Source organism: Streptomyces sp. NC-S4, from assembly GCF_054353315.1.
Map to the genome: position 1 here is coordinate 4,062,110 of NZ_CM135937.1, position 26,404 is coordinate 4,088,513.

The 26,404-nt window shown below is 71.7% G+C and carries 25 protein-coding genes; 15 read left to right on the plus strand and 10 right to left on the minus strand.

Translation table 11 applies throughout. The features are described from left to right. Positions 1-9: 9 nt before the first annotated feature. Positions 10-264: a MoaD/ThiS family protein gene (locus ACXNSR_RS17945; protein ID WP_458643000.1), complete on the minus strand. Its 255-nt coding sequence runs from the start codon at positions 262-264 to the stop codon at positions 10-12. Between the two features lie 460 nt (positions 265-724). On the opposite strand from ACXNSR_RS17945, the gene ACXNSR_RS17950 reads away from it, so the two are divergent. Together ACXNSR_RS17950 and ACXNSR_RS17955 are read left to right on the plus strand one after the other, a co-directional pair. Continuing rightward, on the plus strand, positions 725-1,510 hold the full coding sequence (locus ACXNSR_RS17950) for a response regulator transcription factor (RefSeq protein ID WP_458643001.1): 786 nt from the start codon (positions 725-727) through the stop codon (positions 1,508-1,510). 77 nt (positions 1,511-1,587) lie between these two features. Then, on the plus strand, positions 1,588-2,610 hold the full coding sequence (locus ACXNSR_RS17955; protein ID WP_030011765.1) for a LacI family DNA-binding transcriptional regulator: 1,023 nt from the start codon (positions 1,588-1,590) through the stop codon (positions 2,608-2,610). Positions 2,611-2,617: 7 nt separating this feature from the next. Here the strand turns inward: ACXNSR_RS17955 and ACXNSR_RS17960 are convergent, their stop codons facing one another. Further along, positions 2,618-3,664, minus strand: coding sequence for a DNA polymerase III subunit beta family protein (locus ACXNSR_RS17960; RefSeq protein ID WP_458643002.1), 1,047 nt, complete (start codon positions 3,662-3,664; stop codon positions 2,618-2,620). Positions 3,665-3,805: 141 nt separating this feature from the next. Here ACXNSR_RS17960 and ACXNSR_RS17965 point away from each other — a divergent pair, with 141 nt between their 5' ends. The 3 genes from ACXNSR_RS17965 to ACXNSR_RS17975 all read left to right on the plus strand — a co-directional run bounded on the left by ACXNSR_RS17965 (position 3,806) and on the right by ACXNSR_RS17975 (position 7,335). Continuing rightward, positions 3,806-5,086: a S1C family serine protease gene (locus ACXNSR_RS17965; protein ID WP_458643003.1), complete on the plus strand. Its 1,281-nt coding sequence runs from the start codon at positions 3,806-3,808 to the stop codon at positions 5,084-5,086. A gap of 75 nt (positions 5,087-5,161) precedes the next feature. Further along, positions 5,162-5,893, plus strand: coding sequence for a response regulator transcription factor (locus ACXNSR_RS17970; protein ID WP_458643004.1), 732 nt, complete (start codon positions 5,162-5,164; stop codon positions 5,891-5,893). A 5-nt stretch (positions 5,894-5,898) separates the two neighbouring features. Further along, positions 5,899-7,335: a HAMP domain-containing sensor histidine kinase gene (locus ACXNSR_RS17975; RefSeq protein WP_458643005.1), complete on the plus strand. Its 1,437-nt coding sequence runs from the start codon at positions 5,899-5,901 to the stop codon at positions 7,333-7,335. On the opposite strand, the gene ACXNSR_RS17980 is transcribed toward ACXNSR_RS17975, so the two are convergent. Continuing rightward, positions 7,315-8,175, minus strand: a complete 861-nt coding sequence (locus ACXNSR_RS17980) for a phosphatidylinositol-specific phospholipase C (protein ID WP_458643334.1) — start codon at positions 8,173-8,175, stop codon at positions 7,315-7,317. The two genes, ACXNSR_RS17975 and ACXNSR_RS17980, sit on opposite strands and share 21 nt — an antisense overlap. Positions 8,176-8,310: 135 nt before the next feature. Beyond that, positions 8,311-8,880 carry a TetR/AcrR family transcriptional regulator gene (locus tag ACXNSR_RS17985; RefSeq protein ID WP_458643006.1) on the minus strand — a complete coding sequence of 190 codons (570 nt, stop codon included), beginning with the start codon at positions 8,878-8,880 and terminating at the stop codon, positions 8,311-8,313. 126 nt (positions 8,881-9,006) lie between these two features. Here ACXNSR_RS17985 and ACXNSR_RS17990 point away from each other — a divergent pair, with 126 nt between their 5' ends. Further along, positions 9,007-9,795, plus strand: coding sequence for an alpha/beta fold hydrolase (locus ACXNSR_RS17990; RefSeq protein WP_458643007.1), 789 nt, complete (start codon positions 9,007-9,009; stop codon positions 9,793-9,795). 99 nt (positions 9,796-9,894) lie between these two features. Here the strand turns inward: ACXNSR_RS17990 and ACXNSR_RS17995 are convergent, their stop codons facing one another. Beyond that, complete coding sequence (locus ACXNSR_RS17995; protein ID WP_458643008.1) at positions 9,895-11,712, minus strand: bifunctional metallophosphatase/5'-nucleotidase; 1,818 nt, start codon at positions 11,710-11,712, stop codon at positions 9,895-9,897. Between the two features lie 143 nt (positions 11,713-11,855). On the opposite strand from ACXNSR_RS17995, the gene mshD reads away from it, so the two are divergent. The 7 genes from mshD (at position 11,856) to pstB (ending at position 20,983) form a co-directional block, all read left to right on the plus strand. Further along, positions 11,856-12,782: a mycothiol synthase gene (gene mshD, locus ACXNSR_RS18000; RefSeq protein WP_458643009.1), complete on the plus strand. Its 927-nt coding sequence runs from the start codon at positions 11,856-11,858 to the stop codon at positions 12,780-12,782. A gap of 608 nt (positions 12,783-13,390) precedes the next feature. Beyond that, on the plus strand, positions 13,391-15,655 hold the full coding sequence (locus ACXNSR_RS18005; RefSeq protein ID WP_458643010.1) for an RNA degradosome polyphosphate kinase: 2,265 nt from the start codon (positions 13,391-13,393) through the stop codon (positions 15,653-15,655). Next, positions 15,636-16,595, plus strand: coding sequence for a CHAD domain-containing protein (locus ACXNSR_RS18010; RefSeq protein ID WP_458643011.1), 960 nt, complete (start codon positions 15,636-15,638; stop codon positions 16,593-16,595). The genes ACXNSR_RS18005 and ACXNSR_RS18010 overlap by 20 nt, the downstream gene beginning before the upstream one ends. Before the next feature lie 247 nt (positions 16,596-16,842). Further along, complete coding sequence (gene pstS / locus ACXNSR_RS18015) at positions 16,843-17,979, plus strand: phosphate ABC transporter substrate-binding protein PstS (RefSeq protein WP_458643012.1); 1,137 nt, start codon at positions 16,843-16,845, stop codon at positions 17,977-17,979. A 127-nt stretch (positions 17,980-18,106) separates the two neighbouring features. After that, complete coding sequence (pstC, locus tag ACXNSR_RS18020) at positions 18,107-19,096, plus strand: phosphate ABC transporter permease subunit PstC (protein ID WP_458643013.1); 990 nt, start codon at positions 18,107-18,109, stop codon at positions 19,094-19,096. Continuing rightward, positions 19,096-20,178: a phosphate ABC transporter permease PstA gene (pstA, locus tag ACXNSR_RS18025; protein ID WP_458643014.1), complete on the plus strand. Its 1,083-nt coding sequence runs from the start codon at positions 19,096-19,098 to the stop codon at positions 20,176-20,178. The genes pstC and pstA overlap by 1 nt, the downstream gene beginning before the upstream one ends. A gap of 28 nt (positions 20,179-20,206) precedes the next feature. Then, a complete protein-coding gene (pstB, locus tag ACXNSR_RS18030) occupies positions 20,207-20,983 on the plus strand; it encodes a phosphate ABC transporter ATP-binding protein PstB (RefSeq protein ID WP_458643015.1) in 777 nt (258 codons plus the stop codon). Between the two features lie 245 nt (positions 20,984-21,228). Here the strand turns inward: pstB and ACXNSR_RS18035 are convergent, their stop codons facing one another. Both ACXNSR_RS18035 and ACXNSR_RS18040 read right to left on the minus strand, forming a co-directional pair. Further along, positions 21,229-22,227 carry an inorganic phosphate transporter gene (locus ACXNSR_RS18035; RefSeq protein WP_458643016.1) on the minus strand — a complete coding sequence of 333 codons (999 nt, stop codon included), beginning with the start codon at positions 22,225-22,227 and terminating at the stop codon, positions 21,229-21,231. A gap of 5 nt (positions 22,228-22,232) precedes the next feature. Further along, the gene (locus tag ACXNSR_RS18040; protein ID WP_026252685.1) at positions 22,233-22,853 is read right to left on the minus strand and encodes a DUF47 domain-containing protein; all 621 of its coding nucleotides are present in this window, start codon (positions 22,851-22,853) and stop codon (positions 22,233-22,235) included. A 205-nt stretch (positions 22,854-23,058) separates the two neighbouring features. Between ACXNSR_RS18040 and ACXNSR_RS18045 the strand changes: the two genes are divergently transcribed. Next, complete coding sequence (locus ACXNSR_RS18045; protein WP_030009310.1) at positions 23,059-23,373, plus strand: metal-sensitive transcriptional regulator; 315 nt, start codon at positions 23,059-23,061, stop codon at positions 23,371-23,373. A gap of 128 nt (positions 23,374-23,501) precedes the next feature. On the opposite strand, the gene ACXNSR_RS18050 is transcribed toward ACXNSR_RS18045, so the two are convergent. Continuing rightward, on the minus strand, positions 23,502-23,687 hold the full coding sequence (locus ACXNSR_RS18050) for a hypothetical protein (RefSeq protein ID WP_373045639.1): 186 nt from the start codon (positions 23,685-23,687) through the stop codon (positions 23,502-23,504). 138 nt (positions 23,688-23,825) lie between these two features. Then, positions 23,826-24,662, minus strand: a complete 837-nt coding sequence (locus ACXNSR_RS18055) for a hypothetical protein (protein WP_458643017.1) — start codon at positions 24,660-24,662, stop codon at positions 23,826-23,828. 455 nt (positions 24,663-25,117) lie between these two features. On the opposite strand from ACXNSR_RS18055, the gene ACXNSR_RS18060 reads away from it, so the two are divergent. After that, positions 25,118-25,372 (plus strand): hypothetical protein, encoded by a 255-nt coding sequence (locus ACXNSR_RS18060; RefSeq protein WP_458643018.1) that lies wholly within the window; start codon positions 25,118-25,120, stop codon positions 25,370-25,372. 131 nt (positions 25,373-25,503) lie between these two features. Here the strand turns inward: ACXNSR_RS18060 and ACXNSR_RS18065 are convergent, their stop codons facing one another. After that, positions 25,504-26,232, minus strand: a complete 729-nt coding sequence (locus ACXNSR_RS18065; protein WP_458643019.1) for a phosphatase PAP2 family protein — start codon at positions 26,230-26,232, stop codon at positions 25,504-25,506. Positions 26,233-26,404 lie beyond the last annotated feature (172 nt).

Consider the following 26,404-nt stretch of genomic DNA (forward strand, 5'->3'; position numbering starts at 1 on the left):
GGCTCCCGCTCACCCGCCCGCGAACGGCGGGAGCACCTCGACGGTGCCCCCCTCGGTCAGCGGGACGGAATCATGCGGGCGCTTGCCCACAGGCTCGTCGTTCACGAGGAAGGAGCAGCGCAGCAGGACCCGGGTCAGTTCCCCGGGGTGGCGCTCCCGCACGGCGTCGAGCGCCTCGGCCAGTGTGCGGGCCGAGTACGGCTCCTCCGCCGTCCCGGCCGCGGCCTTGGCCGCCGCCCAGTAGCGGATGGTTCCGGTTGCCACTGCTGCTCCTATCGTCGGCTCTCTACCGTCGGCCTCCATGATGGCCCCTCCCACCGCCGCCCCCGGCGTGCCCCGACGCGCCGGGTGTGCGCCCGGGTGACCCCGGGGTACCGGTCGGCGGGCCCCCGATCCGGTGAAACCCGGGCATACGCAGGGCGGGAGCGTGGCATGAACCACAGAAGTGGAACGGAAGAGGCCTCGGCCACGCATCGGCGGGTGGGCTATTCTGCTTGGCGAGAGGATCCGGGCAACGTTGCCCCCGGGTCCTTTTGTGCTTTCAGCACGTTGAACGAACCGAGAACAGTGGTATCCATGCGGACCCCAGGGCGCGGGGACCGCCGGGACGCCGGGCAAGACGTACGAAGCAGTACCACGCATGTCCTCGACGGGACCGAGGAGGAACCGACGTGATGGACCAGCGAACCGTGCACCACCGTCCGACCCGGGCAGGTGGTCGGTCGTGAGCTCACTCCTGCTGCTCACCAACGCCCTGCAGCCGTCGACCGAGGTGCTGCCCGCCCTCGGCCTGCTGCTGCACAACGTCCGGGTGGCCCCGGCCGAGGGCCCCGCCCTGGTGGACACCCCGGGAGCCGATGTCATCCTCGTGGACGGCCGCCGCGACCTGCCGCAGGTGCGGTCGCTGTGCCAGCTGCTCCGCTCCACCGGACCCGGCTGTCCGCTGATCCTGGTCGTCACCGAGGGCGGCCTGGCGGCCGTCACCGCCGACTGGGGCATCGACGACGTCCTCCTCGACACGGCGGGTCCTGCGGAGGTCGAGGCGCGGCTGCGCCTGGCCACCGGCCGTCAGCAGCTGGGCTCGGACGACTCCCCGATGGAGATCCGCAACGGCGACCTGTCGGTGGACGAGGCCACGTACTCCGCCAAGCTCAAGGGGCGGGTGCTGGACCTCACCTTCAAGGAGTTCGAGCTGCTCAAGTACCTCGCCCAGCACCCGGGCCGGGTCTTCACCCGCGCCCAGCTGCTGCAGGAGGTGTGGGGCTACGACTACTTCGGCGGCACCCGGACCGTCGACGTGCACGTACGGCGGCTGCGCGCCAAGCTCGGCCCCGAGCACGAGTCCCTGATCGGCACCGTCCGCAACGTCGGCTACCGCTTCGTCACGCCGGAGAAGGTCGAGCGGGCGGCGGCGGAAGCAGCGGCCCAGGCGGCGGCCAAGGCCGCGTCCCGGTCCGCCTCGCACGCGGCCTCGAAGGCGGAAGAGCCGGCGGCTCCGGCCGTCACCTGATCGGCCCAGACCGTGTGAGCATCCACTCGGCAGGACGCCCTGCCCAGAGGTAGGTCACCCCGCGTAGACTGCCGCGCGTGGCCAAGGTGACGCGGGATGACGTTGCACGACTTGCGGGTACGTCGACCGCCGTCGTGAGCTACGTCATCAACAACGGACCCCGGCCGGTCGCCCCGGCCACGCGCGAGCGTGTCCTCGCCGCGATCAAGGAGCTGGGCTACCGCCCGGACCGGGTCGCCCAGGCGATGGCCTCGCGGCGCACCGACCTCATAGGCATGATCGTCCCGGACGCCCGGCAGCCGTTCTTCGCGGAGATGGCGCACGCGGTCGAACAGGCCGCCGCCGAGCGCGGAAAGATGGTGCTGGTCGGCAACTCCGACTACCGCACCGAGCGCGAGGTCCACTACCTGCGGGCCTTCCTCGGCATGCGGGTGTCGGGTCTGATCCTGGTCAGCCAGGGCATGAGCGAGCAGGCCGCGTCGGAGATCGAGGCCTGGGACGCGCGGGTGGTCCTCCTCCACGAGCGCCCCGAGGCGATAGACGACGTCGCCGTCGTCACCGACGACATCGGCGGCGCCCAGCTCGCCACCCGCCACCTGCTGGAGCACGGGCACGAGTACGTGGCCTGCATCGGCGGCATCGAGAACACCCCCTCGGTCGGCGACCCGGTCGCCGACCACGTCGAGGGCTGGCGCCGGGCCATGCAGGAGGCCGGCCGCTCGATCGAGGGCCGGCTCATCGAGGCCCCGTACAACCGCTACGACGCGTACACGGTCGCCCTGGAGGTCCTCGCGCGGCCCGACCGGCCGACGGCCATCTTCTGCGCCACGGACGACCAGGCGATCGGTGTGCTGCGCGCCGCGCGCGAGCTGCGCATCGACGTGCCCGGGGATCTGGCCGTCGCGGGCTTCGACGACGTCAAGGAAGCCGCCCTGACCGACCCGCCGCTGACCACGATCGCCTCGGACCGCCCGGCGATGGCCCGCGCGGCCGTGGACCTGGTCCTGGACGACGGCCTGCGCGTGGCCGGCTCCCGCCGGGAACGGCTGAAGCAGTTCCCGTCGGCGCTGGTGATCCGCCGCTCCTGCGGCTGCCGCTGAGCGCGGGTCACGCGTCCAGCGTGCACGGCATCAGCAGGGAGAAGGCGTCCTCGGTGCCGGGGCGCAGGAGCACCAGCGGGGCCTTGGGGCCGACGTACTCCAGCAGCATGTCGTCGCCCACGGCGAGCGCGTCGAGGAGGAAGGCCGGGTTGACCCCGACCAGGTCCCCGGCGGCGGCGCCACTCCCGTAGGCATCGGTGTCGTCGGCGACGGCGACGGTGTCCGTCAGGACGAGGGCGCACCTGTCGCCGTCCTGCCCGGCCAGGGCCCTCCGCAGCGCCGGCACGTCCAGCGGGATGCGGCGGCCCCGGGGGAGCCGCATCAGGCGGCGGTGGTCGGGGAACTGCTCCCCCAGGCCCTGCCCGGCGACCCGGCGGCCCTGCGTCTCCAGCTCGACCGCGTCCCCGTCCACGGTGAGCAGGGCCGGGGAGTCGTCGGTCAGCAGGGCCCGCATGGCATCCACGAGCGGGGCGGGCACGGTCAGCTGGACCCGCTCGCCGCCGTGGCCGGTGGTGGACGCGCGGGCCACCGCCATCCGGTAGCGGTCGGTGGCCACGACGTGCAGGTCCGCCCCCTCCACGTCGAAGTGGATCCCGCCGAGCACCGGCAGCTCGGGGTCGGTCCCGACGGCGAAGCGTACGGAGTCCAGCGCGGCCGCGAACTGCGGGGCGGGCACGGTCAGCCGGGCGGTTCGGGTGGTGGTGGTCATGGTGATCTCCTGGTGTCCGAGGCGTGCGCGTACCGCGGAGAGCGCGCCGCGCGCGTCGGCGAGCTCGCCCTCGAGCCGCCGCAGGTGCCCGTCCAGCAGCCGGGGCACCAGGCCGGTGTCCCCGCCGGACCAGGCCGCCAGGACCAGCCGGACGTCCGCGAGCGGCATCCCGGCCTGCCGGAGCCGGGCCAGCAGCCGGGCCTCGTCGAGCTGTTCGGGCGCGTACCAGCGGTATCCGGTCACCGGATCCACCCGGGCGGGCGCGAGGACGCCCACCCGGTCGTAGAAGCGCAGCGCGCTCACGCCCAGCCCGCTGTCGCGGCCCATCTCGCCAATGCTGTGCATCTCGCTCTCCACGTCCGTGACTCTGGGACCTCCACCAGGTCGAGGGTCAAGGCCGGTTCTCATGTAGGTCGCAGGCGGTTCTGTCGGGCTTCTCAGGCCCGACTCAGGAAGCTCTCATGATCTGCGGCCAGAGTCGGTGTCATGACCGACAGCTTCCGCCGCGAAGGCGAGTACCCGCAGGAGAACAGCCCGGCCCAGCACGCGCCGTTCGGCGAGGACTGGCAGCGCGGGCACGACGGGCTGACGCAGGACGCCGGGGCCGGGGCCGGGGCCGGGGCCGGAGCGGGAGCCGCGGCCTACCCGCCGCCGCCCCCGTACCCGCCGGCCGCGCCCGGTTGGCACGAGGCGCACCTGCCGCCGGTCATCCGGGGCGAGACGGTCCCGGCGGCCGGGGACGGCGGCGCGGGGACCGGCGCGGGGACTCGTGAGGGCGGCGGCGAGGGCGGCGGCCCCGGCCGGCCCGCCCACGCCGCGGCCCCCGCGCCCCGCGCCAAGCGGCCGGTAGCGCTGCTCGCCGCCGTGGCCCTCGCCGCGGCCCTGATCGGCGGCGGCACGGCGGCCGCCGTCCAGCAGCTGATGGACCGGCAGGCCGGCAGCACCGGCGGGGTCAACGGCACCAACGTCTCGCAGTCCAGCTCCGGCACCGTCGCCGGAGTCGCCGAGCAGGTCAGCCCCTCGGTCGTCCGCATCGACGTCCGCACCGGTTCCGGCCAGGGCACCGGCTCCGGCATCGTCCTGACCGCCGACGGCGAGATCGTCACCAACAACCACGTGGTGAGCGGCGCCGCCCAGGTCCAGGTGACGATGAGCGACGGCAAGAAGTACCAGGCCGAGATCGTGGGCACCGACCCCGCCAAGGACCTGGCCCTGATCAAGCTCCGGGGCGCCTCCGGGCTGAAGCCCGCCACCCTCGGCGACTCCGGCGGCGTCAAGGTCGGTGACCAGGTCGTCGCCATCGGCTCGCCCGACGGCCTCACCGGCACCGTCACCAGCGGCATCGTCTCCGCGCTGAACCGCGAGGTGAAGGTCCCGAAGTCGGAACAGCAGGCCCCGCAGGGCCGGCAGCAGGGCGAGGACAGCTGGCCGTTCTCCTTCGGCGGCCGCCAGTTCAACGGGGACACCGGCTCCGACACCACCTCGTACAAGGCCCTCCAGACGGACGCCTCCCTCAACCCCGGCAACTCCGGCGGCGCCCTCGTCGACATGAACGGCCGGATCGTGGGCATGCCGTCGGCGATCTACTCCCCCGCCTCCGGCAACTCCGCCGCCGGCAGCGTCGGCCTCGGCTTCGCCATCCCGGTCGACACGATCAAGGCCGACCTGGACTCGCTGCGCAAGGGCGGCCCCGGCGGCGCGGGCTCCTCCGGGACGGGCACCGGCTCCGGCGGCTCCGCCGACGACGGCTTCGGCACCATCTTCTGACCCGCCCGTGCGAGGCTGGAGGCGGCCCCCCGGGCCGCCCTCCACGGCCGACCACCACCCCTGGGAGATCCATCCATGAACGCCGCCGAAGGCGAAGCGCGGATCCTCGTCGTCGACGACGAACCGGCCGTACGCGAGGCCCTGCGCCGCAGTCTCGCCTTCGAGGGATACGCCGTGCAGACCGCCGTCGACGGGCTCGACGCCCTCGACAAGGCGGCCTCGTACGCCCCCGACCTGATCGTGCTGGACATCCAGATGCCCCGGATGGACGGGCTGACGGCCGCCCGCCGGCTGCGGGCCTCCGGCAGCGTCACACCGATCCTGATGCTCACCGCCCGCGACACCGTCGGCGACCGCGTCACCGGCCTCGACGCGGGCGCCGACGACTACCTCGTCAAGCCGTTCGAACTCGACGAGCTCTTCGCCCGCGTCCGCGCCCTGCTGCGCCGCAGCTCCTACGCGACCGCGCAGGCCCCCGGCGCCGCCCAGGAGGACGCCCTGACCTTCGGCGACCTGCGCATGGACCTCGCGACCCGCGAGGTCACCCGGGGCGGGCGGCCGGTGGAGCTGACCCGGACCGAGTTCACGCTGCTGGAGATGTTCCTCGCGCACCCGCGCCAGGTCCTGACCCGCGAGCAGATCCTCAAGACCGTCTGGGGCTTCGACTTCGAGCCCAGCTCCAACTCTTTGGACGTGTACGTGATGTACCTGCGCCGCAAGACGGAGGCCGGCGGCGAGCCGCGCCTGGTGCACACCGTGCGCGGGGTCGGCTACGCCCTGCGGGCCGGCGAGAGCGGGCCGGAGTGAGCCCGGTGGCCAGGTTCCGCGCGCTGCCGCTGCGCTCCCGCCTCGCCCTGCTGGTCACGGTGGCGGTGGCCCTCGCGGTCGCGGCCGTGGCCGCGGTGTCCTGGGTGATGGTCCGCACCCAGCTGCGCGACCAGCTGGACCGCTCCCTGGTGGCGACGAACGTCGGCGCCGAGGTGAGCCGGACCCTGATGCAGAACGACTGCCTCCCGCCGCCGCAGCAGCCCCGCCAGCAGATCGCCGGGAACCTGGGCGCGACCGTCCAGATCGTCCTGCCCGACGGCGGCCACTGCTGGGTGGCCGGACCGACCGCCCTGCCGGTGACCGCCGCAGACAAGGAGATCGCGGCGGGCAGGCGGGGCAAGACCCTGCAGACCGTGACGACCTCCGACGGCGTCGAGATGCGCGTCTACACGATCCCGGTGGTGGTTCCCAACACCGGCCAGGTCTTCGGCGGCGTCTCCATCGCCAAGCCGCTCGCCGACATCGACAAACCGCTGTCCACCCTGGCCTGGGTGCTGCTCCTGGTCTGCGGCGTCGGAGCGGTCGGCGCGGGCGCGGCCGGCCTGTGGGTGGCCCGTACCGGACTGCGTCCCGTCGACGAACTGACCGACGCGGTCGAGCACATCGCCCGCACCGAGGACCTGACGGTGCGGATCCCCGACGCCGGGGACGACGAGATCGCCCGCCTGTCGCGGTCCTTCAACTCGATGACGGCGGCCCTGGCCTCCTCCCAGGAACGCCAGGCCCAGCTGATCGCGGACGCCGGGCACGAGCTGCGCACCCCGCTGACCTCGCTGCGCACCAACATCGAGCTCCTCGCGCGCAGCGAGGAGACCGGCCGGGCCATCCCGCCCGACGACCGGCGCGAGCTGCTGGCCTCGGTCAAGGCGCAGATGACGGAGCTGGCCTCGCTCATCGGCGACCTGCAGGAGCTGTCCCGGCCGGACGCCGGTGCGGGGAGCCCGCTCCAGGTGGTCGCCCTGCACGAGATCGCCGGCGCCGCGCTGTCCCGGGTCCGGCTGCGCGGCCCGGAGCTCCGCTTCGACTCGGACCTGCGGCCCTGGTACGTACGGGGCGAGGCGGCGGCGCTGGAGCGGGCCGTGGTCAACGTCCTGGACAACGCGGTGAAGTTCAGCCCGCCGGGCGGCACGGTCGCGGTGACGCTGCGGGCGGGCGAGCTGACCGTGCGGGACCACGGTCCGGGCATCCCGGCCGAGGACCTGCCGCACGTCTTCGAGCGGTTCTGGCGGTCCGAGTCGGCCCGCGCCCTGCCCGGCAGCGGGCTGGGCCTGTCGATCGTGGCCCGTACGGCGGCGCGCGCGGGCGGCAGCGCCGAACTGCGGGCGGCGGCCGACGGCGGACCGGGCACCGAGGCGGTGCTCCGTATCCCGGGGGCGCCGACGCCGCCGCCGTCCGATCCGTCAGTTGTGCCGGATCAGTGAGGCGACCAGGCCGGAGCGGGTGTTCGGGAAGTCCATCGGGACGATGCCGAGCCCGGTCCGGCCGGCCAGCTCCCCGCCGTCGACGAAGCCGTGGACCTGGGGGTTCAGCCGGTCGGAGTTCCAGCGCGGCGGCATGTACGCCGCGGTGCTGACGTAGTTCACGAACAGCTTGCCGGGCTGCTGGACGGCCTTGCGGAAGTGGTTCTCGATGCGGCCGCGCTTGGCGAAGGGCTCGGTGTTGTAGTCGTCCTGGATGTCGAAGACGCCTGCGTCGCCGTAGCGCAGGCCCGGCAGGCCGCCGTTGTCGGCGAGCAGGACCACCTTGCCGCGGGCCTGTCCGAGGGCGGGCAGGGTGTCGGCGATCCGGAACAGGGGCCGCCAGCCGCGGTTGTCCAGGTAGTCGTCGAAGACCGCCCGGAAGGTGGCGTCGCTCTCCCCGGAGTACTCCTGCTTGACGCGCATCAGGACGGTCTCGCCGGGGTGCGCGGCGAGGAAGTTCCAGCAGGCGACGAGGACGTCCCCGAACATCAGGTCCTGGAAGAAAGCCGCGTGGTGGATGGCGAAGGAGCCGCCCGTGACCCGGCAGCGGATGTCGAGGAAGCGGATTCCGGAGTCGAGCTGCTGGGCGATGGAGGTGTTCTGGCAGGCGACGTAGAGGCCGCCCTTGGTGGCGCCGGAATCATGGGTCCCGGGGATGGTCATCCGCTGCAGGGAGGTGGAGTCCCCGAGTCCGGACATCCAGTCCTGGGTGCCGAGCGTCGCGGCCGAGGCGGGTGCGGCCGCCAGTCCGAGGGCCGCGCCCACGGCCACTGCTCCGGCCAGAAACGCCCGCCGGTCCATGCCCGCGCCCCTGCCCGCGCCCGTGCCGACGCCCGTGACCGTGCCCATGCCGATGCCCATGCCCGCCCCTTCGCCGACCCGGTGATGGCCGGATTATGGCGTGCACACGTCAGCTTTGCTACCTGTCGGTAAGGGTCAGCTTTCGAGCAGCTCGACCATCGACCGCAGCCCCTGGAGGAGCTCACGGCCGTCCGGTGCCCGCTCCGGATCGGTCAGGGTCTGCACCATCACCCCGCTGAGCAGCGCGATGTGCATCGAGCCCAGGGACCGCACGTCCGCCTCGGAGACCTCCTCCAGCGGCACCCCGCGCAGGGCCGCGGCCACCATCCGCCGGTTGCGGCGCTGCCCCTCGGCGAGGATCGCGAGCAGTTCGGGCGAGGACTGCGCGTGGACGAAGGCCTCGACGGAGGCCAGCCAGAGCCAGCGCGTCTCGCCGAAGTCGCGGATCTTGCGGTCCCAGGTGTCGGCGTAGCGCTCCCCCGCGGTCTCGCCCTCCCCGGTGAGCCGGCCGGACCCCGCGGCCCACTCCTCCATGGCGGCGAACAGGGCCTGGTTGAGGAGGGCCTCCCGGGACCCGAAGTGGTAGCCGATCGCGGCCATGCTCACCCCCGAGGCCGTGGCGACGTCGCGCACGGTCGTGCGCAGGTAGCCCTTCTCCTCCAGGCAGCGCCGCGCTCCGGCCAGCAGGTCCTCGCGATTTCCCATGCCGGGATCGTAGCCGCGCCCCCGTTTGGGCAAGCGCCCAATACAAACGTATTGCACGCTTGCCCAAATCCTGGCAGGCTTCAGGTACCGGAAGACCGGAAGACCGACGAAACGGGGAGGACCACCATGCAGCGCCACGAGATGAAGATCGACGACCGCACCCTGTCCTACGTGGACTCCGGCGGCACCGGCCGCCCGCTGCTCGCCCTGCACGGCGGCATGTCCGAGGGCCTCGCCTTCGCCGGACTCTCCGCACACCTCGGCGGCGCCTGGCGGGTCATCGCCCCCGACCAGCGCGGCCACGGCAGCTCCGACCGGGCCCCGCACTACCGCCGCGAGGGGTACGTCCGCGACGCCGTCGCCCTCCTCGACCACCTCGGCCTGGACGCCCCCGTGGCCCTCCTCGGCTACTCCCTCGGCGGCCTCAACGCCTGCCACCTCGCCGCCGCCCACCCCGACCGGATCTCCGCACTCGTCCAGGTCGACGCCACCGTCGAGATCCACCCCACCACCGAGGGCCCCCTCTTCGACTTCCTGAACGGCATGCGGTACACCGCCCCCACCCGCGAGGAACTCCTCGAAGCCGCCGGGCCGGTGGGCGCCCGGTTCGTCGAGCCGGCCCTGCGCCCGCTCCCCTCCGGCGAGGGCTGGCGGCTGCCGTTCCACCCCCAGGACATGCTCGACTCCATCGAGGCCTGCCGGGGCGACCACTGGGACACCTGGCTCGCGAGCACCTGCCCGGCCGTACTGATCCACGCGGTCCACAGCCAGGCCCTGCGCCAGGACACCGCCGACGCGATGGTCGCGCGCCGCCCCCACACCTCGTACACCCCCCTGAACGGCGACCACTTCGTGCCCTTCACGGACCCGGACGGCTTCCACACCGCGGTCGGGACGTTCCTGGCCGCCCTCTGACCCGTCCGCTCCCCGCGCCACGGGGGTGCACGGGGAAACGCCGAAGGGGCGGCGGGCCGAATCGGCCCGCCGCCCCTTCGGGCACGCTGTGCGCGGGAGTTACTTGATGACCGTGATCCGGTTCGCCGCCGGCGGGGCGATCGGGGCCGCGGCCGAGGAGTTCTTCGTCAGGTAGGTGTTGAAGCAGTCCAGGTCGGACGCGCCCACCAGCTTGTTCTTGTGCTCCTTCAGGACGGTGAAGCCGTCACCGCCGCCCGCGAGGAACTCGTTCATCGCGACCCGGTAGGTCTTGGCGGGGTCGAGCGGCACACCGTTCAGCTTCACCGAGTCCACGACGATGCGGTCCACGCCCGCCTTCGTCATGTCCAGGGTGTACGTGAAGCCCTTCGACACCTGGAGGATCTTCGGGTTCGGGCCGTTGACCGGCCCGCTGACCTGCTGCTGGAGCGCGGTGATCAGCTGCGCGCCGGTCAGGTCCACGATGTTCATCATGTTGGTGAACGGCTGGACCGTGAAGGACTCGCCGTACGTCACCACACCGTCGCCCTCGTCGCCCGAGGCCTTGTAGGCGAGGTCCGAGCGGATGCCGCCCGGGTTCATGAGGGCCAGCTGCGCACCGCCCTTGTCCGCCGGGGCGAGCGCTTCGAGCTGCGCGTCGGCGATCAGGTCGCCGAGCGGCTTCTCGGGCGCCTCGGAGCCGCGACCGGGGATGTCGGCCGAGATGAAGCCCTGCGGGCGGTTGGCGATCGGGGCCGCCAGCGCCTTCCAGCGGTCGATCAGCTCGGTCATGTCCGGGGCCTTGGGCTGGTCCCGGGTGACGACCTTGGTGACCGGCTTCGGCGAGGTGACCGGCGTACGGACGATGTCCTTGGTCTGCCGGTCGTAGGTCAGGGTGGTGTCGGTGAACAGGCGGCCGATGGAGGCGGCCGAGGTCACCGTGCGCGGGTTGCCCGCCGGGTCCGGGATGTTGCAGGCGTAGGCCTGGTGCGTGTGACCGGTGACCAGCGCGTCGACCTTGGAGTCCACGTTCTTGGCGATGTCCACGATCGCGCCCGAGATGCCGGCGCCGGCGCCCGGGACGTTGCAGTCGTAGTTGTACGCGCCGCTGGCGGGCAGGCCGCCCTCGTGGATCAGGGCGACGATCGACTTCACGCCCTGCTTGTTCAGCTCGGCGGCGTACTTGTTGATCGTCTCGATCTCGTCGCCGAACTTGAGGCCCTTGACGCCGTCGGCGGTCACGACGTCCGGAGTGCCCTCCAGGGTGACGCCGATGAAGCCGATCTTCACGTCCCCCTTCTTCCAGACGTAGGTGGGCGACATCAGCGGACGCTTGGTCTTCTCGTCCGTGACGTTGGCCGCGAGGTACTGGAATTCGGCGCCGGTGAACTCCTTGCCGAATTCGAAGCAGCCCTCGACCGGGTGGCAGCCGCCGTAACCCATGCGGCGCAGCTCGGTCTTGCCCTCGTCGAACTCGTGGTTGCCGACGCTGGAGACGTTCAGGCCCAGCTTGTTCAGCGCCTCGATGCTCGGCTCGTCGTGGAAGAGCCCGGACAGCATCGGGCTGCCGCCGATCATGTCACCGGCCGCGGCCGTGACGGAGTACTCGTGGCCCTTGCGGGCCTCGCGCAGGCTGGTCGCGAGGTACTCGACCCCGCCCGCGGGTATCGACTTGGTGGTGCCGTCGGCCTGACGCTCGCTCACGGTGCCGGAGGAGCCCTGCGGGGGCTCCAGCGTGCCGTGGAAGTCGTTGAACGACAGCATCTGCACATCGACGGTCCGGCTCTTGGCCGCACCGCCACCACTCGCGGCACCGGCCGGCAGTGCGGCGGCGACCATGGCCCCGGCCCCGGCCGTGACGGCGAGGGCGGTGAGGGTCAACCGGCGGGTTCGAAGGTGCCGTTGTGGCGTCGCTGACATTAAATCCCCTTATGTGACAGCGGAGGGACGTGGGAGGTCCGCCGAAGCCTAAGGTCAACGCGCGTAGCTCTACCAGGGGGTAGGGGTATCGCGTTGGTTACGTGCAGAAGAAGCAGCGACCTCGGGGGTCGTAGGCTCGTGCCATGACTGACGCAGCAGCGGCCCTGGAGCCGGGACGGCAGATTCAGACCCTCGACGAGCTGACGGAGGAGCAGGCGATCGCCGTACTCGACCTGATCGAGGACGCGGCACGCACCGACGGCACCACCGCCGTGTCCGAACAGGGACGGCTCCAGCTGCGCGGCGGACCGCGCGAGGGGATCCGGCACTTCCTGCTCACCGAGGGCGGCCGGCTCTCCGCCTACGGGCAACTGGAGGACACCGACCCGGTGGAGGCCCCGGCCGCCGAGCTCGTCGTGCACCCGGCCCTGCGCGGCCGCGGGCACGGGCGGGCCATGGGCACGGCCCTGCTGGCCGCCTCCGGCAAGCGGCTGCGGGTATGGGCGCACGGCGGCAAGTCGGCCGCCCGGCACCTCGCGCAGGTGCTCGGCCTGACCCTCTTCCGCGAGCTGCGCCAGCTGCGCCGGCCGCTGGCCGGCGGGGACCCGCTGCCGGAACCGGTGCTCCCGCCGGGGGTGACCGTACGGACCTTCGTGCCCGGCAGCGACGACAAGGCCTGGCTCACGGCGAACGCGGCCGCCTTCGCCCATCACCCGGAGCAGGGCTCGCTGACCCAGCGCGACCTGGACGACCGGATCGCGCAGCCGTGGTTCGACCCCGAGGGCTTCTTCCTCGCGGAGCGCGACGGCGAGCTCGTCGGCTTCCACTGGACGAAGGTCCACGCGGCGGAGCAGCTGGGCGAGGTCTACGTGGTCGGCGTCCGCCCGGGCGCCCAGGGCGGCGGCCTCGGCAAGGCCCTCACCGCGATCGGCCTGCGCCACCTCGCCGCTCAGGGCCTCCCGACGGCCATGCTCTACGTGGACGCCGACAACCCGGCGGCCCTGGCCGTATACGAGGGCCTCGGCTTCACCACCCACGAGGTAGACCTGATGTACCGCACGGAAAGCTGATCCGCCTGCGGCGCCGCTCCGGGCCCACACCCAGCCCCGCCCCGGAGCACCTCCCAGCGGTGGGCCGGGGAAGTCCGAGCCGCGGATCGGGCAACACCCGGCGGCGACCCGGGGCCGAATCCAGCCCCGCCCGGAAGCACCTCCCAACGGTGGGCCGGGGGAGATCGAGCCGCGGATCGGGCAACACCCGGCGGCGACCCGGGGCCGAATCCAGCCCGCCCGGGAGCACCTCCCAGCGGTAGCCGGGGGAGATCGAGGCGCGGAGCCCGGGCAGCACCCGACAGGGATCCGGGGGCAAAACCAGCCCCGCCCGGGGACACCTCCCAGCGGTAGCCGGGGGAGATCGAGGCGCGGGTCCGGGCAGCGCCCGGCGGGGGTCCGGGGGCGCAGCCCCCGCAGCGGCGCCGCACCCGCACACGCCGGGGCGCACCGGCCCCCGCCACCCCCGCCGGGAGGCGACTCGTGCGCCATCCGGACCCGGGAAGCCACGCGCCATTAACCGGGCATTCAGAAGCGCTTGCGACTCTCCCCCAATGCAGCCCCGACTCCGACTGACGGCGAACCCTTCCGACGCGCCTGTCCTGCCGCTTGCGCGGAACAATGGAGTCATGAGCCACCAGCCCAGCGCAGGCCCCACCGAGGTCCCCGCCCAGCACCCGTCTCACACCCCCGGCGCCGCCCCCGGCCGGTCCGTCACCGGAGCCCACGCCCGCATAGGCTCCATCTCGGCGCACCGCCCGCACGTCGACCTGGAGCCCGATCTCGACGCGGATCTGGACGCCTACGACGACAAGGACGGCGACGAGCTCCCTCCGGGACGCTTCCTCGACCGGGAGCGCAGCTGGCTCGCCTTCAACGAACGGGTGCTGGAGCTCGCCGAGGACCCCACCACGCCCCTCCTCGAACGCGCGAACTTCCTGGCGATCTTCGCGAGCAACCTCGACGAGTTCTTCATGGTGCGCGTGGCCGGCCTCAAACGGCGCATCGCGACCGGTGTCGCCACCCGATCGGCCTCCGGCCTGCAGCCCCGCGAGGTGCTGGACCTCATCTGGACGCGCTCGCGCGAGCTCATGGCCCGGCACGCCGCCTGCTTCCAGCAGGACATCTCCCCGGCACTCGCCGAGGAGGGCGTCCACCTCATCCGCTGGCCCGATCTCACCGAGAAGGAGCAGGCCCGCCTCTTCACCCTGTTCCGCAACCAGATCTTCCCGGTGCTGACCCCGCTGGCCGTGGACCCCGCGCACCCCTTCCCGTACATCTCCGGCCTCTCCCTGAACCTGGCCGTGGTCGTGCGCAACCCGGTCAGCGGCCACCGCCACTTCGCCCGGGTCAAGGTCCCGCCGATCCTCTCCCGCTTCCTGGAGGCCTCCCCGCAGCGCTACGTCCCGCTTGAGGACGTCATCGCCGCGCACCTCGAGGAGCTGTTCCCCGGCATGGAGGTGCTCGCGCACCACATGTTCCGGGTGACCCGCAACGAGGACCTGGAGGTCGAGGAGGACGACGCCGAGAACCTGCTCCAGGCCCTGGAGAAGGAGCTCATGCGGCGCCGCTTCGGCCCGCCCGTGCGCCTGGAGGTCGAGGAGTCCATCGACCCGGGCGTACTGGACCTGCTGGTGCAGGAGCTGAAGGTCAACGCCTCCGAGGTCTACCCGCTGCCCGGCCCGCTGGACCTGACCGCCCTCTTCGGGATCGCCTCGCTGGACATCCCGGAGCTGAAGTACCCGAAGTTCGTCGCCGGCACCCACCGCGACCTCGCCGAGGTCGAGTCCGCGTCCGCGCCCGACATCTTCGCCGCCCTGCGCGAGCGGGACGTCCTGCTGCACCACCCGTACGACTCCTTCTCCACCTCGGTGCAGGCCTTCCTGGAGCAGGCCGCCGCCGACCCGGACGTCCTCGCCATCAAGCAGACGCTCTACCGCACCTCCGGCGACTCCCCGATCGTGGACGCCCTGATCGACGCCGCCGACTCCGGCAAGCAGGTCCTCGTACTCGTCGAGATCAAGGCCCGCTTCGACGAGCAGGCCAACATCAAGTGGGCGCGCAAGCTGGAGGAGTCCGGCTGCCACGTCGTCTACGGGCTCGTCGGCCTCAAGACCCACTGCAAGCTGTCGCTCGTCGTCCGCCAGGAGGGCGAGACGCTGCGCCGCTACTCGCACGTGGGCACCGGCAACTACCACCCCAAGACCGCCCGGCTCTACGAGGACCTCGGCCTGCTCACCGCCGACCCGCAGGTCGGCGCGGACCTCTCCGACCTCTTCAACCGGCTGTCCGGCTACTCGCGCCGCGAGACCTACCGCCGGCTGATGGTGGCGCCCCGCTCGCTGCGGGACGGACTGATCGCGCGGATCGACAAGGAGGCCGCCCACCACAAGGCCGGCCGCCCCGCGTACGTCCGGCTCAAGATGAACTCGATCGTCGACGAGGCCCTCATCGACTCGCTCTACCGGGCCTCCCAGGCGGGAGTGCCCGTCGACATCTGGGTGCGCGGCATCTGCGCGGTGCGCCCCGGGGTCCCCGGGCTCTCGGACAACATCCGGGTCCGCTCGATCCTCGGCCGCTTCCTGGAGCACTCCCGGGTCTTCGCCTTCGGCAACGGCGGCGAACCCGAGGTGTGGATCGGCAGCGCCGACATGATGCACCGCAACCTCGACCGCCGCATCGAGGCACTGGTCAGGGTCGCCGACCCGGCCCACCGCGCGGCACTGGACCGGATGCTGGAAACCGGGATGTCCGACGCCACCTCCTCCTGGCACCTGGGCCCGGACGGCGAGTGGACCCGGCACAGCACGGATGCGGACGGCCAGCCGCTGCGGCACGTACAGGAGACGCTCATAGACGCCCGGAGGCGCCGGCGTGGCTCAGCCAAACCATGACCCGATTACGGCGACGGCGGACGCAGGTGCCGTACTCGGCGCGTACCTGCGCGCCCAGGCCACCGCTTTCCTGCGCGCGCTGCGCCTGCACGATGAGGGCGCAGCGAGCGGGGCCGCCGAAGGAAGCGACGCGGCGCGCAGCCTGCGGGGGGCTGCGCGCCGCATCAGCGGTTCCCTGGCCACCTTCCGGGTGGTGACCGAGTCCTCCTGGGCCGACGGGCTGCGCACCGAGCTGGTGTGGCTGTCATCGACGCTGGCCGACGAGCACGCGTACGCGGCCCGGCTGACCCGGCTGATGGACGCCCTGCACCGGCTGTCGGGGTCCCCGGAACTGCCCGCGCCGCGCGGCTCGGCCGGCGCGCTGACGGTGGGCTCGGCACGGGCGGGCGCACTGCTGGAACGACAGCTGACCCTGGCCCGTACGCGCGCCCACTCGGCCACCCTCCAGGCGCTCGGCTCCTCCCGCTTCCACGCGGTGGCGGACGCGGTGGCGGTACTGGCCTCCGAGGTCCCGCTCGACGCGGTCGCGGCCCGGGGGCGGGTGGCGGAGGTGCTCGTCCCGCTGGCAGCCGTGGCCGAAACCCGCCTGTCGGCGGCGGTCGCCGCGCTGCCCCCGGCCGACGGGGCCCACCCGTACAACGCGGACCACGACGGGCCCTGGCACGAGGTGCGCCGCCTGCTGCGGGTCCACCGCTACGCGCGGGAGGCCCTCGGCGAGGACGTGACCCGGCCGGCGGCCGCGGGCGAGGCCCTGGACCGCCACCGTGACGCGGCCGAGGCGGCGACCGCCTCGGCGACGGCGGCCCGCACCCCGCGCATCGCCCCGGCGACGGCCTACGCCCTGGGCGTCCTGCACGCCGACCAGCGCCACGAGGTCGAGGCCGCCCGCCTCGAATTCCAGCACCTCTGGCTTCCGGAACCCGCGGTCACGCCGCGATAACGTGCGGATAACGGATGATGACGCCTGTATGCGACCAGCTCGGGACGCACCGGGTCGTCCGCCACGGTTCACCATCCGTTCACTTGGCCCGGTCGGCTGCTTCACCTGTTCTGCCTAATTTCGGTGATGCACGGAGCGAGTCGCCCGGACGTCGAGCAGCTCAGCCGCGCACCACCGACGTAGTCCTCTTCGCACGCCGCCCCGATACAGAAAGCGGCCGGCGGCTTCTGGAAGGAACACCCGAAAAGTGAAGCTTCAGCGCAAGAACATGCTTCGTGCCTCCGCCCTCGGGGCGCTTGTCGTGTCCGGCGCCCTGGTCCTCACGGCGTGCGGCTCGGACGACAACACCAAGACCGCCGACGGCTCGGCGAAGCCCTCCGCGGCCGCCGCGGGCGACATCAAGTGCGACGACGCCAAGGGCAAGCTCCTGGCCTCCGGCTCCTCCGCGCAGAAGAACGCGATCGAGCTGTGGATCAAGAACTACATGGCCGCCTGCTCCGGCGTCGAGGTGAACTACAAGTCCTCCTCCTCCGGTGAGGGCATCGTCGCCTTCAACCAGGGCACGGTCGGTTTCGCCGGCTCCGACTCGGCGCTGAAGCCGGAGCAGGTCGAGGAGTCGAAGAAGATCTGCACCGGTGGCCAGGGCATCGACCTCCCGATGGTCGGCGGTCCCATCGCCCTCGGCTTCAACGTCGCCGGCGTGGACAAGCTGAACCTCGACGCCGCCACGGTCGCCAACATCTTCAACGACAAGATCAAGAAGTGGGACGACGAGGCGATCAAGAAGCTGAACCCCGGCGTCACGCTTCCCTCCACCGCCATCCAGGCCTTCCACCGCTCCGACGACTCGGGCACCACCGAGAACCTCACCAAGTACCTCAAGGCCACCGCCGGCGACGCCTGGCCGTACGAGGCCGCGAAGAAGTGGGCCGCCCCGGGCGGTCAGTCGGCCTCCGGCTCCTCCAGCGTCGCCGCCCAGGTCAAGCAGGTCGACGGTGCGATCGGCTACTTCGAGCTCTCCTTCGCCAGCTCGCAGAACATCAAGACCGTCGACCTGAACACGGGCGCCTCCGCCCCGGTCAAGGCCAGCGGTGAGAACGCCTCCAAGGCCATCGCCGCCGCCAAGATCGCCGGCACCGGCTCCGACCTGGCCCTCAAGCTCGACTACACCACCAAGGCCGAGGGCGCCTACCCGCTCGTCCTGGTCACCTACGAGGTCGTCTGCGACAAGGGCAACAAGCCGGAGACGCTCCCGACCGTGAAGTCCTTCCTGAACTACGCCGCCTCGGACGCCGGCCAGAAGGTCCTCCTCGAGAACGGCTACGCCCCGATCCCGGCCGAGATCAACACCAAGGTCCGCGAAGCCATCAACGGCCTCGGCTAATCCTGACCCCGGGTCCGGTCCGCTCCCCCGTCCGGGAGCGGACCGGACCGGGACCCTTCCCCTTCACCCGGGGGAATCCGGTGCACCGCCGCCAGGGGGCCTGCCCCCCACACAGACCGGAAAGACCATGGCTTCCACCACACCCACCCAGATAGACACGGCTCCGCCTGTCACCCGTAGCGGAGGATCCACCGGCCGTGCCGGTGACAAGATCTTCGCCGGGCTCTCCAAGGGCTCCGGCATCCTGCTCCTGGTGATCATGGCGTCGATCGCCGCCTTCCTCACCTACCGCGCCTCGATCGCCCTGTCGAAGAACGAGGGGAACTTCCTCACCACCTTCGACTGGAACGCGTCGGCCAACCCGCCCGTCTTCGGCATCGCCGTCCTGCTCTTCGGCACCGTCGTCAGCTCGATCGTCGCGATGGCCATCGCGGTCCCGATCGCCGTCGGCATCGCCCTGTTCATCTCGCACTACGCGCCGCGCAAGCTGGCCGCGCCCCTCGCCTACGTGGTCGACCTGCTGGCCGCCGTGCCGTCGATCATCTACGGCATCTGGGGCGCCCTCTTCCTCGTCCCGCAGCTGGGCGGCCTGAACCTCTGGCTGGACGAGTACCTCGGCTGGACGTACGTGTTCGAGAAGACCCAGGTCGGCGTCGCCCGCTCGCTCTTCACCGTCGGCATCCTGCTCGCGATCATGATCCTGCCGATCGTGACCAGCGTCAGCCGCGAGGTCTTCCTCCAGGTCCCGCGCATGAACGAGGAGGCCGCCCTGGCCCTCGGCGCGACCCGCTGGGAGGTCATCCGCATGTCGGTGCTGCCCTTCGGCCGCTCCGGCGTCATCTCCGCCTCGATGCTCGGCCTCGGCCGCGCGCTCGGCGAGACCATGGCCGTCGCGACCGTCCTCTCCCCGAGCTTCCTGATCTCCGGCCACATCCTGAACCCGGGCGGCGGCACGTTCGCACAGAACATCGCCGCGAAGTTCGACGAGGCCAACGAATTCGGCCGCGACGCGCTGATCGCCTCCGGCCTCGTCCTCTTCCTGCTCACCCTGCTCGTCAACGGTGCAGCTCGCCTGATCATCGCTCGCCGCAAGGACTTCTCGGGGGCGAACGCCTGATGAGCCACGCAATCCAGGACCAGCGGCCCACCCGGGCCGGCAAGTCCGCCGCCCCCGCCGGCCTCACCCGCGGCGGCCTGCCCCGCTGGGCCCCGGCGGCCATCGCGGCCCTCGCGCTCGCCCTCGGCTGCGGCATCGGCCTCGCCTTCGGCCTCCAGAGCAAGATCCAGTGGGGTCTGCTCGCGGCGCTGCTCTTCATCGCCATCACGTACGCCGCCAGCGCGGTGATCGAGAACCGCCGCCAGGCCAAGGACCGCGTCGCGACCTCCCTCGTGTGGGTCTGCTTCGTGCTCGCCGTCATCCCGCTGCTCTCGCTGATGTGGACCACGGTCAGCCGCGGCCTGAAGCTCCTGAGCGGCAACTTCCTCAGCCACTCGATGAACGGCGTGACCAGCTTCGACGAGGGCGGCGGCGTCTACCACGCCCTCCTCGGCACCATCGAGCAGGTCGCCCTCGCCACGCTGATCGCGGCCCCCATCGGCCTGCTGACCGCCGTCTACCTGGTCGAGTACGGCAAGGGCCGCCTCGCCAGGTCCGTCACCTTCTTCGTCGACGTCATGACCGGCATCCCCTCCATCGTCGCGGGCCTGTTCATCCTGACGACCTGGAACCTGATGCTCGGCTTCGGCCCGTCCGGCTTCGCCGGCGCCATGGCCCTGTCGATCCTGATGATGCCGGTCGTGGTCCGCTCCACCGAGGAGATGCTCAAGCTCGTCCCGAACGAGCTGCGCGAGGCCGCCCTCGCCCTCGGTGTGCCGAAGTGGCGCGTGATCCTCAAGGTCGTGCTCCCCACCGCCATCGGCGGCATCTCCACCGGCCTGATGCTGGCCGTCGCCCGCATCGCCGGCGAGACCGCGCCGATCATGCTGCTGGTCTTCGGCTCCCAGCTCATCAACGGCAACCCCTTCGAAGGCGCCCAGTCCTCGCTCCCGCTCTACATTTGGGAGCAGTACAAGGTCGGCAGTGAAGCCTCCTACGACCGGGCATGGGCCGGAGCGCTCGTCCTGATCGCCTTCGTCATGATCCTCAACCTGGTGGCCCGCGGCATCGCCCGCTGGAAGGCCCCGAAGACCGGTCGCTGACGCGACTCATGAAAGCGAAGTGACCCCCATGGCGAAGCGAATCGACGTCTCCGGACTGTCCGCCTTCTACGGAAACCACAAGGCCATCGACGACATCTCGATGACCGTGGAGCCCCGCTCCGTGACGGCCTTCATCGGCCCCTCCGGCTGCGGCAAGTCCACCTTCCTGCGCACCCTCAACCGCATGCACGAGGTCACCCCCGGCGGCCGCGTCGAGGGCAAGGTCCTGCTGGACGACGAGAACCTGTACGGCTCCGGCGTCGACCCGGTCGCGGTCCGCCGCACGGTCGGCATGGTCTTCCAGCGCCCGAACCCCTTCCCCACCATGTCGATCTTCGACAACGTGGCGGCGGGCCTGCGGCTGAACGGCAACTTCAAGAAGTCCGAGCTCACGGACATCGTCGAGAAGTCGCTCCAGGGCGCCAACCTCTGGAACGAGGTCAAGGACCGCCTGAACAAGCCCGGCTCCGGCCTCTCCGGCGGCCAGCAGCAGCGTCTGTGCATCGCCCGCGCCATCGCGGTCGAGCCCCAGGTCCTGCTGATGGACGAGCCCTGCTCCGCCCTCGACCCGATCTCCACCCTGGCGATCGAGGACCTGATCGGCGAGCTCAAGGAGCGCTTCACGATCGTCATCGTGACGCACAACATGCAGCAGGCGGCCCGCGTCTCGGACCGCACCGCCTTCTTCAACCTCTCGGCCGTCGGCCAGCCCGGCAAGCTCATCGAGCTCGACGACACGGACCGGATCTTCTCCAACCCGTCCGTCCAGGCGACCGAGGACTACATCTCGGGCCGCTTCGGCTGAACCCGGGACCAGGCGTCCTGCGGTGCTGCATGGCGGTGCCACCGCAAGGCGAAAGAAAGAAAGAGGGCCGGCTCCCCCTGGGTGGGGGGAGCCGGCCCGCTTTCGTCCGGGACTGTCCGGGGACTACGCGAACGCCAGGTTCACGACCCAGAAGCACAGCGCCGCGACCACGGCCGCGGCCGGCATCGTGATACTGCATCCCCCGGGGGACGACCCCCGGACCCCCAGCAGGGGGGTGGTTCCCGCTACGCGAACGCCAGGTTCACGACCCAGAAGCACAGCGCCGCGACCACGGCCGCGGCCGGCATCGTGATGAACCAGCCCAGGATGATGTTCTTGGCGACGCCCCAGCGGACCGCGTTCACGCGCTTGGTCGCGCCCACACCCATGATCGCCGAGGTGATCACGTGGGTGGTGGAGATCGGCGCGTGGAAGAGGTACGCCGAGCCGAACATGATCGAGGCACCCGTGGTCTCGGCCGCGAAGCCCTGCGGCGGGTCCAGCTCGATGATCTTGCGGCCGAGCGTGCGCATGATGCGCCAGCCGCCCGCGTACGTACCCAGCGACAGCATCACGGCACACACGACCTTGACCCAGACCGGGATCGGGGCGTCGGCGCTCTGCACATCGGCGATGACCAGGGCCATCACGACGATGCCCATCGTCTTCTGCGCGTCCTGGAGACCGTGGCCGAGCGCCATGGCCGCCGCCGACACCGTCTGCGCGATGCGGAAACCGTGCTTCGCCTTGTGCGGGTTGGACCGGCGGAACATCCACAGGATGGCCACCATCACCAGGTAACCGACGACCAGGCCGACGACCGGCGACACGAACATCGGGATGACGACCTTGTCGAGGACCCCCGACCAGATCACCTCGGTACCGCCCGCCAGCGCCGCGCCCACCATGCCGCCGAACAGCGCGTGCGAGGAGGACGAGGGCAGGCCGAAGTACCAGGTGATCAGGTTCCAGACGATCGCACCGACCAGCGCCGCGAAGAGGATCCACATGCCCGTCGAGCCGGTGGGCGTCTCGATCAGGCCCTGGCTGACCGTCTTGGCGACGCCGCTGCCGAGGAAGGCTCCGGCGAGGTTCATCACGGCCGCCATCGCCAGCGCCGCGCGCGGGGTCAGCGCCCGCGTGGAGACCGACGTCGCGATCGCGTTCGCGGAGTCGTGGAAACCGTTCGTATAGGTAAAGCCGAGCGCGACACCGATGGTCACGACCAGAGCAAAGGTGTCCACGAGGTTCAGGACTCCTTGACCGCGATGGTCTCCACCGTGTTCGCGACGTGCTCGAACGCGTCGGCCGCCTCTTCGAGCACGTCGACGATCTGCTTGAGCTTCAGCACCTCGATGGCGTCGTACTTGCCGTTGAAGAGGTGGGCGAGCAGCTTGCGGTGGATCTGGTCGGCCTGGTTCTCGAGGCGGTTGACCTCGATCCAGTACTCGGTGAGGTTGTCCATCGTCCGCAGGTGCGGCATGGCCTCGGCGGTCAGCTCGGCCGCGCGCGCCAGCACCTCGATCTGCTGCTCGACGCCCTTGGGCAGCTCCTCCACGTTGTAGAGGACGACGAGGTCGACGGCCTCCTCCATGAAGTCCATGATGTCGTCGAGCGACGACGCCAGGGAGTAGATGTCCTCGCGGTCGAACGGCGTGATGAAGGAGGAATTCAGCTGGTGGAAGATCGCGTGAGTCGCGTCGTCCCCCGCGTGTTCCGCTGCCCGCATCCGTTCCGCGATCTCGGCCCGGGCGGAGGCGTCCGCTCCGAGCAGTTCCATCAGGAGCTTGGAGCCCGTGACGATGTTGTCCGCGGATGCGGCGAACATGTCGTAGAAGCTCGTCTCCCTGGGGGTCAGACGAAATCGCACGTGAGGTCCTCGGGGTGCATCGGATTCGGTCAGGCTGATGCTAGGCGCATCCCCCGGCCACGGCTAACCGGCCGTTCCCCAGTGTCCTCCATCGGGCAGAGTGAGGACCACGGCCCCCTGCCCCGCACGGCGCGGCCCAGTATCCTATACCCATGAGGGGTATCCATTCGGCATGCGCCCCTCGTTCCGGACCACGGGAGGACCTATGACGACCATCGAGGCGGAGGGCTCCGGAGCCGTCCACGGCTATCACCACCAGAAGGACGAGCACCTCAAGCGGCTGCGCCGGATCGAGGGCCAGATCCGCGGCCTCCAGCGGCTCGTCGACGAGGACGTCTACTGCATCGACATACTCACCCAGGTCTCGGCGAGCACGAAGGCACTGCAGTCCTTCGCGCTCCAGCTGCTCGAGGAACACCTGCGGCACTGCGTCGCCGACGCCGCCGTCAAGGGCGGCACGGAGATCGACGCAAAGGTCGAGGAGGCCACCAAGGCCATCGCCCGCCTCCTGCGCACCTGACCGGCACCCCGCAAACCCAGCCCCGCCGGCGTTCGAGGCGCGGGGTCTGGGGCGGAGCCCCCGCAGCGGCGCAGCAGCCGGCACACAGCGCGGAACGCCCACACCCCCGCCGGGAGGCGAAGGGCCGGCTACTGCCCGAGCAGGACCTCGTCGATCCGGTCCAGGCTGAGCCGCTCCTCCGCGGCCGCCGAGGCGGCGATGATCAGCTCACCGCACAGCTCGATCTCGGCGAGAGCAACGTGGTCCTGCACCGTCGTACCGCCTGCGGGAGTCACGCGTGTCACCTCAATCTGCCACCGGCCACCGGCCGTCATCGGTCATACCGCACCGCACCACGCGCCGGCGCCCGGCTTCTCAGCGTAGGGAGGCCCTGCCGTCCCCCGCATGACACGGATGGACCATTTCCGGATACCGGTCCGTGGCCCGATCGCACCGCCCGCCCCCCGTCCGCCTCACTGGTCGGCGATCTTCCCGGCGTAAATGTCCCCGCTTGCGGGCAATACGACGGTCACCGGCGTCCCGAACCCGTACAGCAGCGTGGTCGAGGACACATCGATCACGCCATTGTTGACGTACGTGAAGCGGTGCCTGACCTTCCGCAGGCGCCCCTCCTCGTCCAGGTAGGCGTCGAACGGCACCGCGTGCGTGCTGAACCCTTTCGCCGCTGCCTGCAGTGCCCCCCTCACCTCCGGCGACGCGCTTCCCGCGGCCCGCCCGATGTCGGTGGTCCCCCGGTAGTGCCGCACCTTGGTGCCCGCCACCTCGGTCTCCCCCACGTACGTCACCTCCTGCACGCCCTTCAGCAGCTCGGCCGCGATCAGCGGGTCGGTGGCCCCGCCCGTGACCAGGTTCCCGTCGTTCAGGGTCGTCGTGTCGACCCTGACCCACTTGTCGTCCGGGACGCCCGCGCCGCGGTTCTTCATGTAGAGGGCCCCCGGCACGAGGAGCTCCGTGATGGGCCGGTGCTCGGCCTTGCCCTTCACATCGGCCGGGAGCATCACCAGGAGCTGGCCCATCCGCTTCTTGAAGTCGACCCCGCCCTCGCCGCGGATCGTGACCCGGGTGCCGCCCGTGGCCATCTCCATGGCCGTACGGGCCCGGGCGCTGCCGGTCCGCGCCAGTGCGTCGGCGGCCCCGCGGACCACCGCCGCCGCGTCCGCGGGAGGCCGGCCGTCGCCCGCGTCGCCGCCCGTGCACCCGGTCATCGTCGTGACCGCCAGGGTGACGCCGGCCGCGAGCACCGCCTCCCCCGCACGTCCGCGCGGCCGCCTGTGCTGGTGATCCACCATCGCCTGCCAACCCCCAACGCATGACCGCTGCTTGCCCGAGGCCCCCACCCGCTCCGCTTAACGAAGTCAGGGGTTTCCCGTCACGGGGGCGCACCCTCCCCGCGCGCCGCCCGCCCCGGTACCGTGGACCCGTGGAACCGCACACCGAAGCGAGACTGGCCCCTCCGCTTGACTCCCTGCCGCTCCCGCGGCCGCACGCGCAGCCGGAGCCGCCGGCCGGCCACACCACATCCACCGCCGACAGAGGATCGTTCTGTCTGGCCGTCTGCACGTGCGGCTGGAGGGGTCCCGCCCGCCGCTCCCGCGACCTGGCCCGCAGGGACGCGAGCCGCCACACGGAGCCGTAGCCGGGGAGCGTCCCGCCGCCGCGGGCCCGGCAGGATCCGGAAGAGACGGCCTCAGCCGTTCGGACCGCCCGGCTGGCCGGGGCGCGCCGCACCGGATGCCCTTGACCCATGCCAGGTTCCGCAGCCCGCCTCGCGCCCCTCCTCCGGGCCCTGCCCGTCGTGTCCGCCCCGGCCGCCGCGGCCTGGGCGGGACCTGCGGGGCGGGCCGGTCCCGTGGGCTCGTCCGGCCCCGTGGGCTCCTCGGACGGCCCGGCCGACGCGGCGCCGGCCGTCGGCCCCACCTCGGCCGCGGCCGAGGCCGCGGGGACCGGCCGGTGGCCGCGCTCCCGGTACCGCCGCGACGCCGACGGCGGTGATCCCTGATGCCCCGGTCCCGGCCGAAGGCGGTGCGGGTGTTCTTCGGGGCGGCGCTGCTGTGCCTGCTGGCGGCCGCCCTGCTCGCCGTATGGAACGCGTACGCGCAGAGCTGATGCCCGGCCGCGCCGCCGCGGGTGTCAGGCGGCGAGATCGCTCTCGTGCGGGCGCTGCCCCGCGGGCGGGGTCGGCGCCTGCGGGAGGCCGACCGGCCGGGGCAGTGCGGGGTTCTTGGCCCGTACGAGCCAGCCCCCGCGCCGGGAATGGGCCACCGCCCGCACCACCGGGGTCAGCGCCGCCATGGCGAGCGGCGCGAACACGAGCGCCACGGCGGTGCCGAGGGCGAGGCCGCCGATGACGTCGGTCGGATAGTGGATGCCCATGTAGACCCGGCACAGGCCTTCGGCGAAGGCCAGCCCGATCCCCAGGAGGCCGAACTTCCGGTTCGCCACGAACAGGCCCACGCCCAGGGCCATCGCGAGGGTGGTGTGGCCGCTGACGAAGGAGAACTCGGTGCGCCCGAGCCCCCAGCCGAAGGCGGGATCGAGCACTTGCAGGCCCTCGTGCTGGCGGAACGGCCGCGGCCGCCCGACGAATTCACGCAGCGGTACGTTCACGAGCAGCGCCAGTGCGGCGGCCAGCGGGGCCCAGACGAGCGCGGCGAAGGTCTCGACGGCGGCGGCCTCGTCCTGTCGGCGGGCGCCGCGCCAGCACCACAGGACCAGGAGGACCAGGGCGAGCAGGATCCCGTACTCCCCGGCCAGGCTCACGATCCGGTCCAGCCACTCCGGAGCGTGCCGGGAGGCTCCGTTGATCCGGTACAGCAGGCTGACATCCACGTTCGGCCCACCTGTTGTGAGTCCAGCCATGGTGATGCGGCCCCTTGCCCTTGCCGTGGTTCCCCTGCGGGACGCACCCCTGTGTGCGCCCCTCCGCCCCCCACTTGATCAACCCCCGCGCCCATGGAACGCCCGTTCTGGCTCCTACGTTCCATTCTCCACGCAATGATCACTCCAACGTTATCGAAGAGTGACCCATCGT

Bases quoted from the DNA above. Each gene is read 5' to 3' on its own strand.
- ACXNSR_RS17965 (WP_458643003.1), top strand. From the start codon at position 3,806: ATGACCGACAGCTTCCGCCGCGAAGGCGAGTACCCGCAGGAGAACAGC.
- mshD (WP_458643009.1), top strand. From the start codon at position 11,856: ATGACTGACGCAGCAGCGGCCCTGGAGCCGGGACGGCAGATTCAGACC.
- ACXNSR_RS17970 (WP_458643004.1), top strand. From the start codon at position 5,162: ATGAACGCCGCCGAAGGCGAAGCGCGGATCCTCGTCGTCGACGACGAA.
- ACXNSR_RS18045 (WP_030009310.1), top strand. From the start codon at position 23,059: ATGACGACCATCGAGGCGGAGGGCTCCGGAGCCGTCCACGGCTATCAC.
- ACXNSR_RS17985 (WP_458643006.1), bottom strand. From the start codon at position 8,880: ATGGGAAATCGCGAGGACCTGCTGGCCGGAGCGCGGCGCTGCCTGGAG.
- pstA (WP_458643014.1), top strand. From the start codon at position 19,096: ATGAGCCACGCAATCCAGGACCAGCGGCCCACCCGGGCCGGCAAGTCC.
- ACXNSR_RS17980 (WP_458643334.1), bottom strand. From the start codon at position 8,175: ATGGACCGGCGGGCGTTTCTGGCCGGAGCAGTGGCCGTGGGCGCGGCC.
- ACXNSR_RS17960 (WP_458643002.1), bottom strand. From the start codon at position 3,664: ATGCACAGCATTGGCGAGATGGGCCGCGACAGCGGGCTGGGCGTGAGC.
- ACXNSR_RS17995 (WP_458643008.1), bottom strand. From the start codon at position 11,712: ATGTCAGCGACGCCACAACGGCACCTTCGAACCCGCCGGTTGACCCTC.
- pstC (WP_458643013.1), top strand. From the start codon at position 18,107: ATGGCTTCCACCACACCCACCCAGATAGACACGGCTCCGCCTGTCACC.
- pstB (WP_458643015.1), top strand. From the start codon at position 20,207: ATGGCGAAGCGAATCGACGTCTCCGGACTGTCCGCCTTCTACGGAAAC.
- ACXNSR_RS18005 (WP_458643010.1), top strand. From the start codon at position 13,391: ATGAGCCACCAGCCCAGCGCAGGCCCCACCGAGGTCCCCGCCCAGCAC.
- ACXNSR_RS18055 (WP_458643017.1), bottom strand. From the start codon at position 24,662: ATGGTGGATCACCAGCACAGGCGGCCGCGCGGACGTGCGGGGGAGGCG.
- ACXNSR_RS18050 (WP_373045639.1), bottom strand. From the start codon at position 23,687: ATGACGGCCGGTGGCCGGTGGCAGATTGAGGTGACACGCGTGACTCCC.
- ACXNSR_RS18065 (WP_458643019.1), bottom strand. From the start codon at position 26,232: ATGGCTGGACTCACAACAGGTGGGCCGAACGTGGATGTCAGCCTGCTG.
- ACXNSR_RS18060 (WP_458643018.1), top strand. From the start codon at position 25,118: ATGCCAGGTTCCGCAGCCCGCCTCGCGCCCCTCCTCCGGGCCCTGCCC.
- ACXNSR_RS17990 (WP_458643007.1), top strand. From the start codon at position 9,007: ATGCAGCGCCACGAGATGAAGATCGACGACCGCACCCTGTCCTACGTG.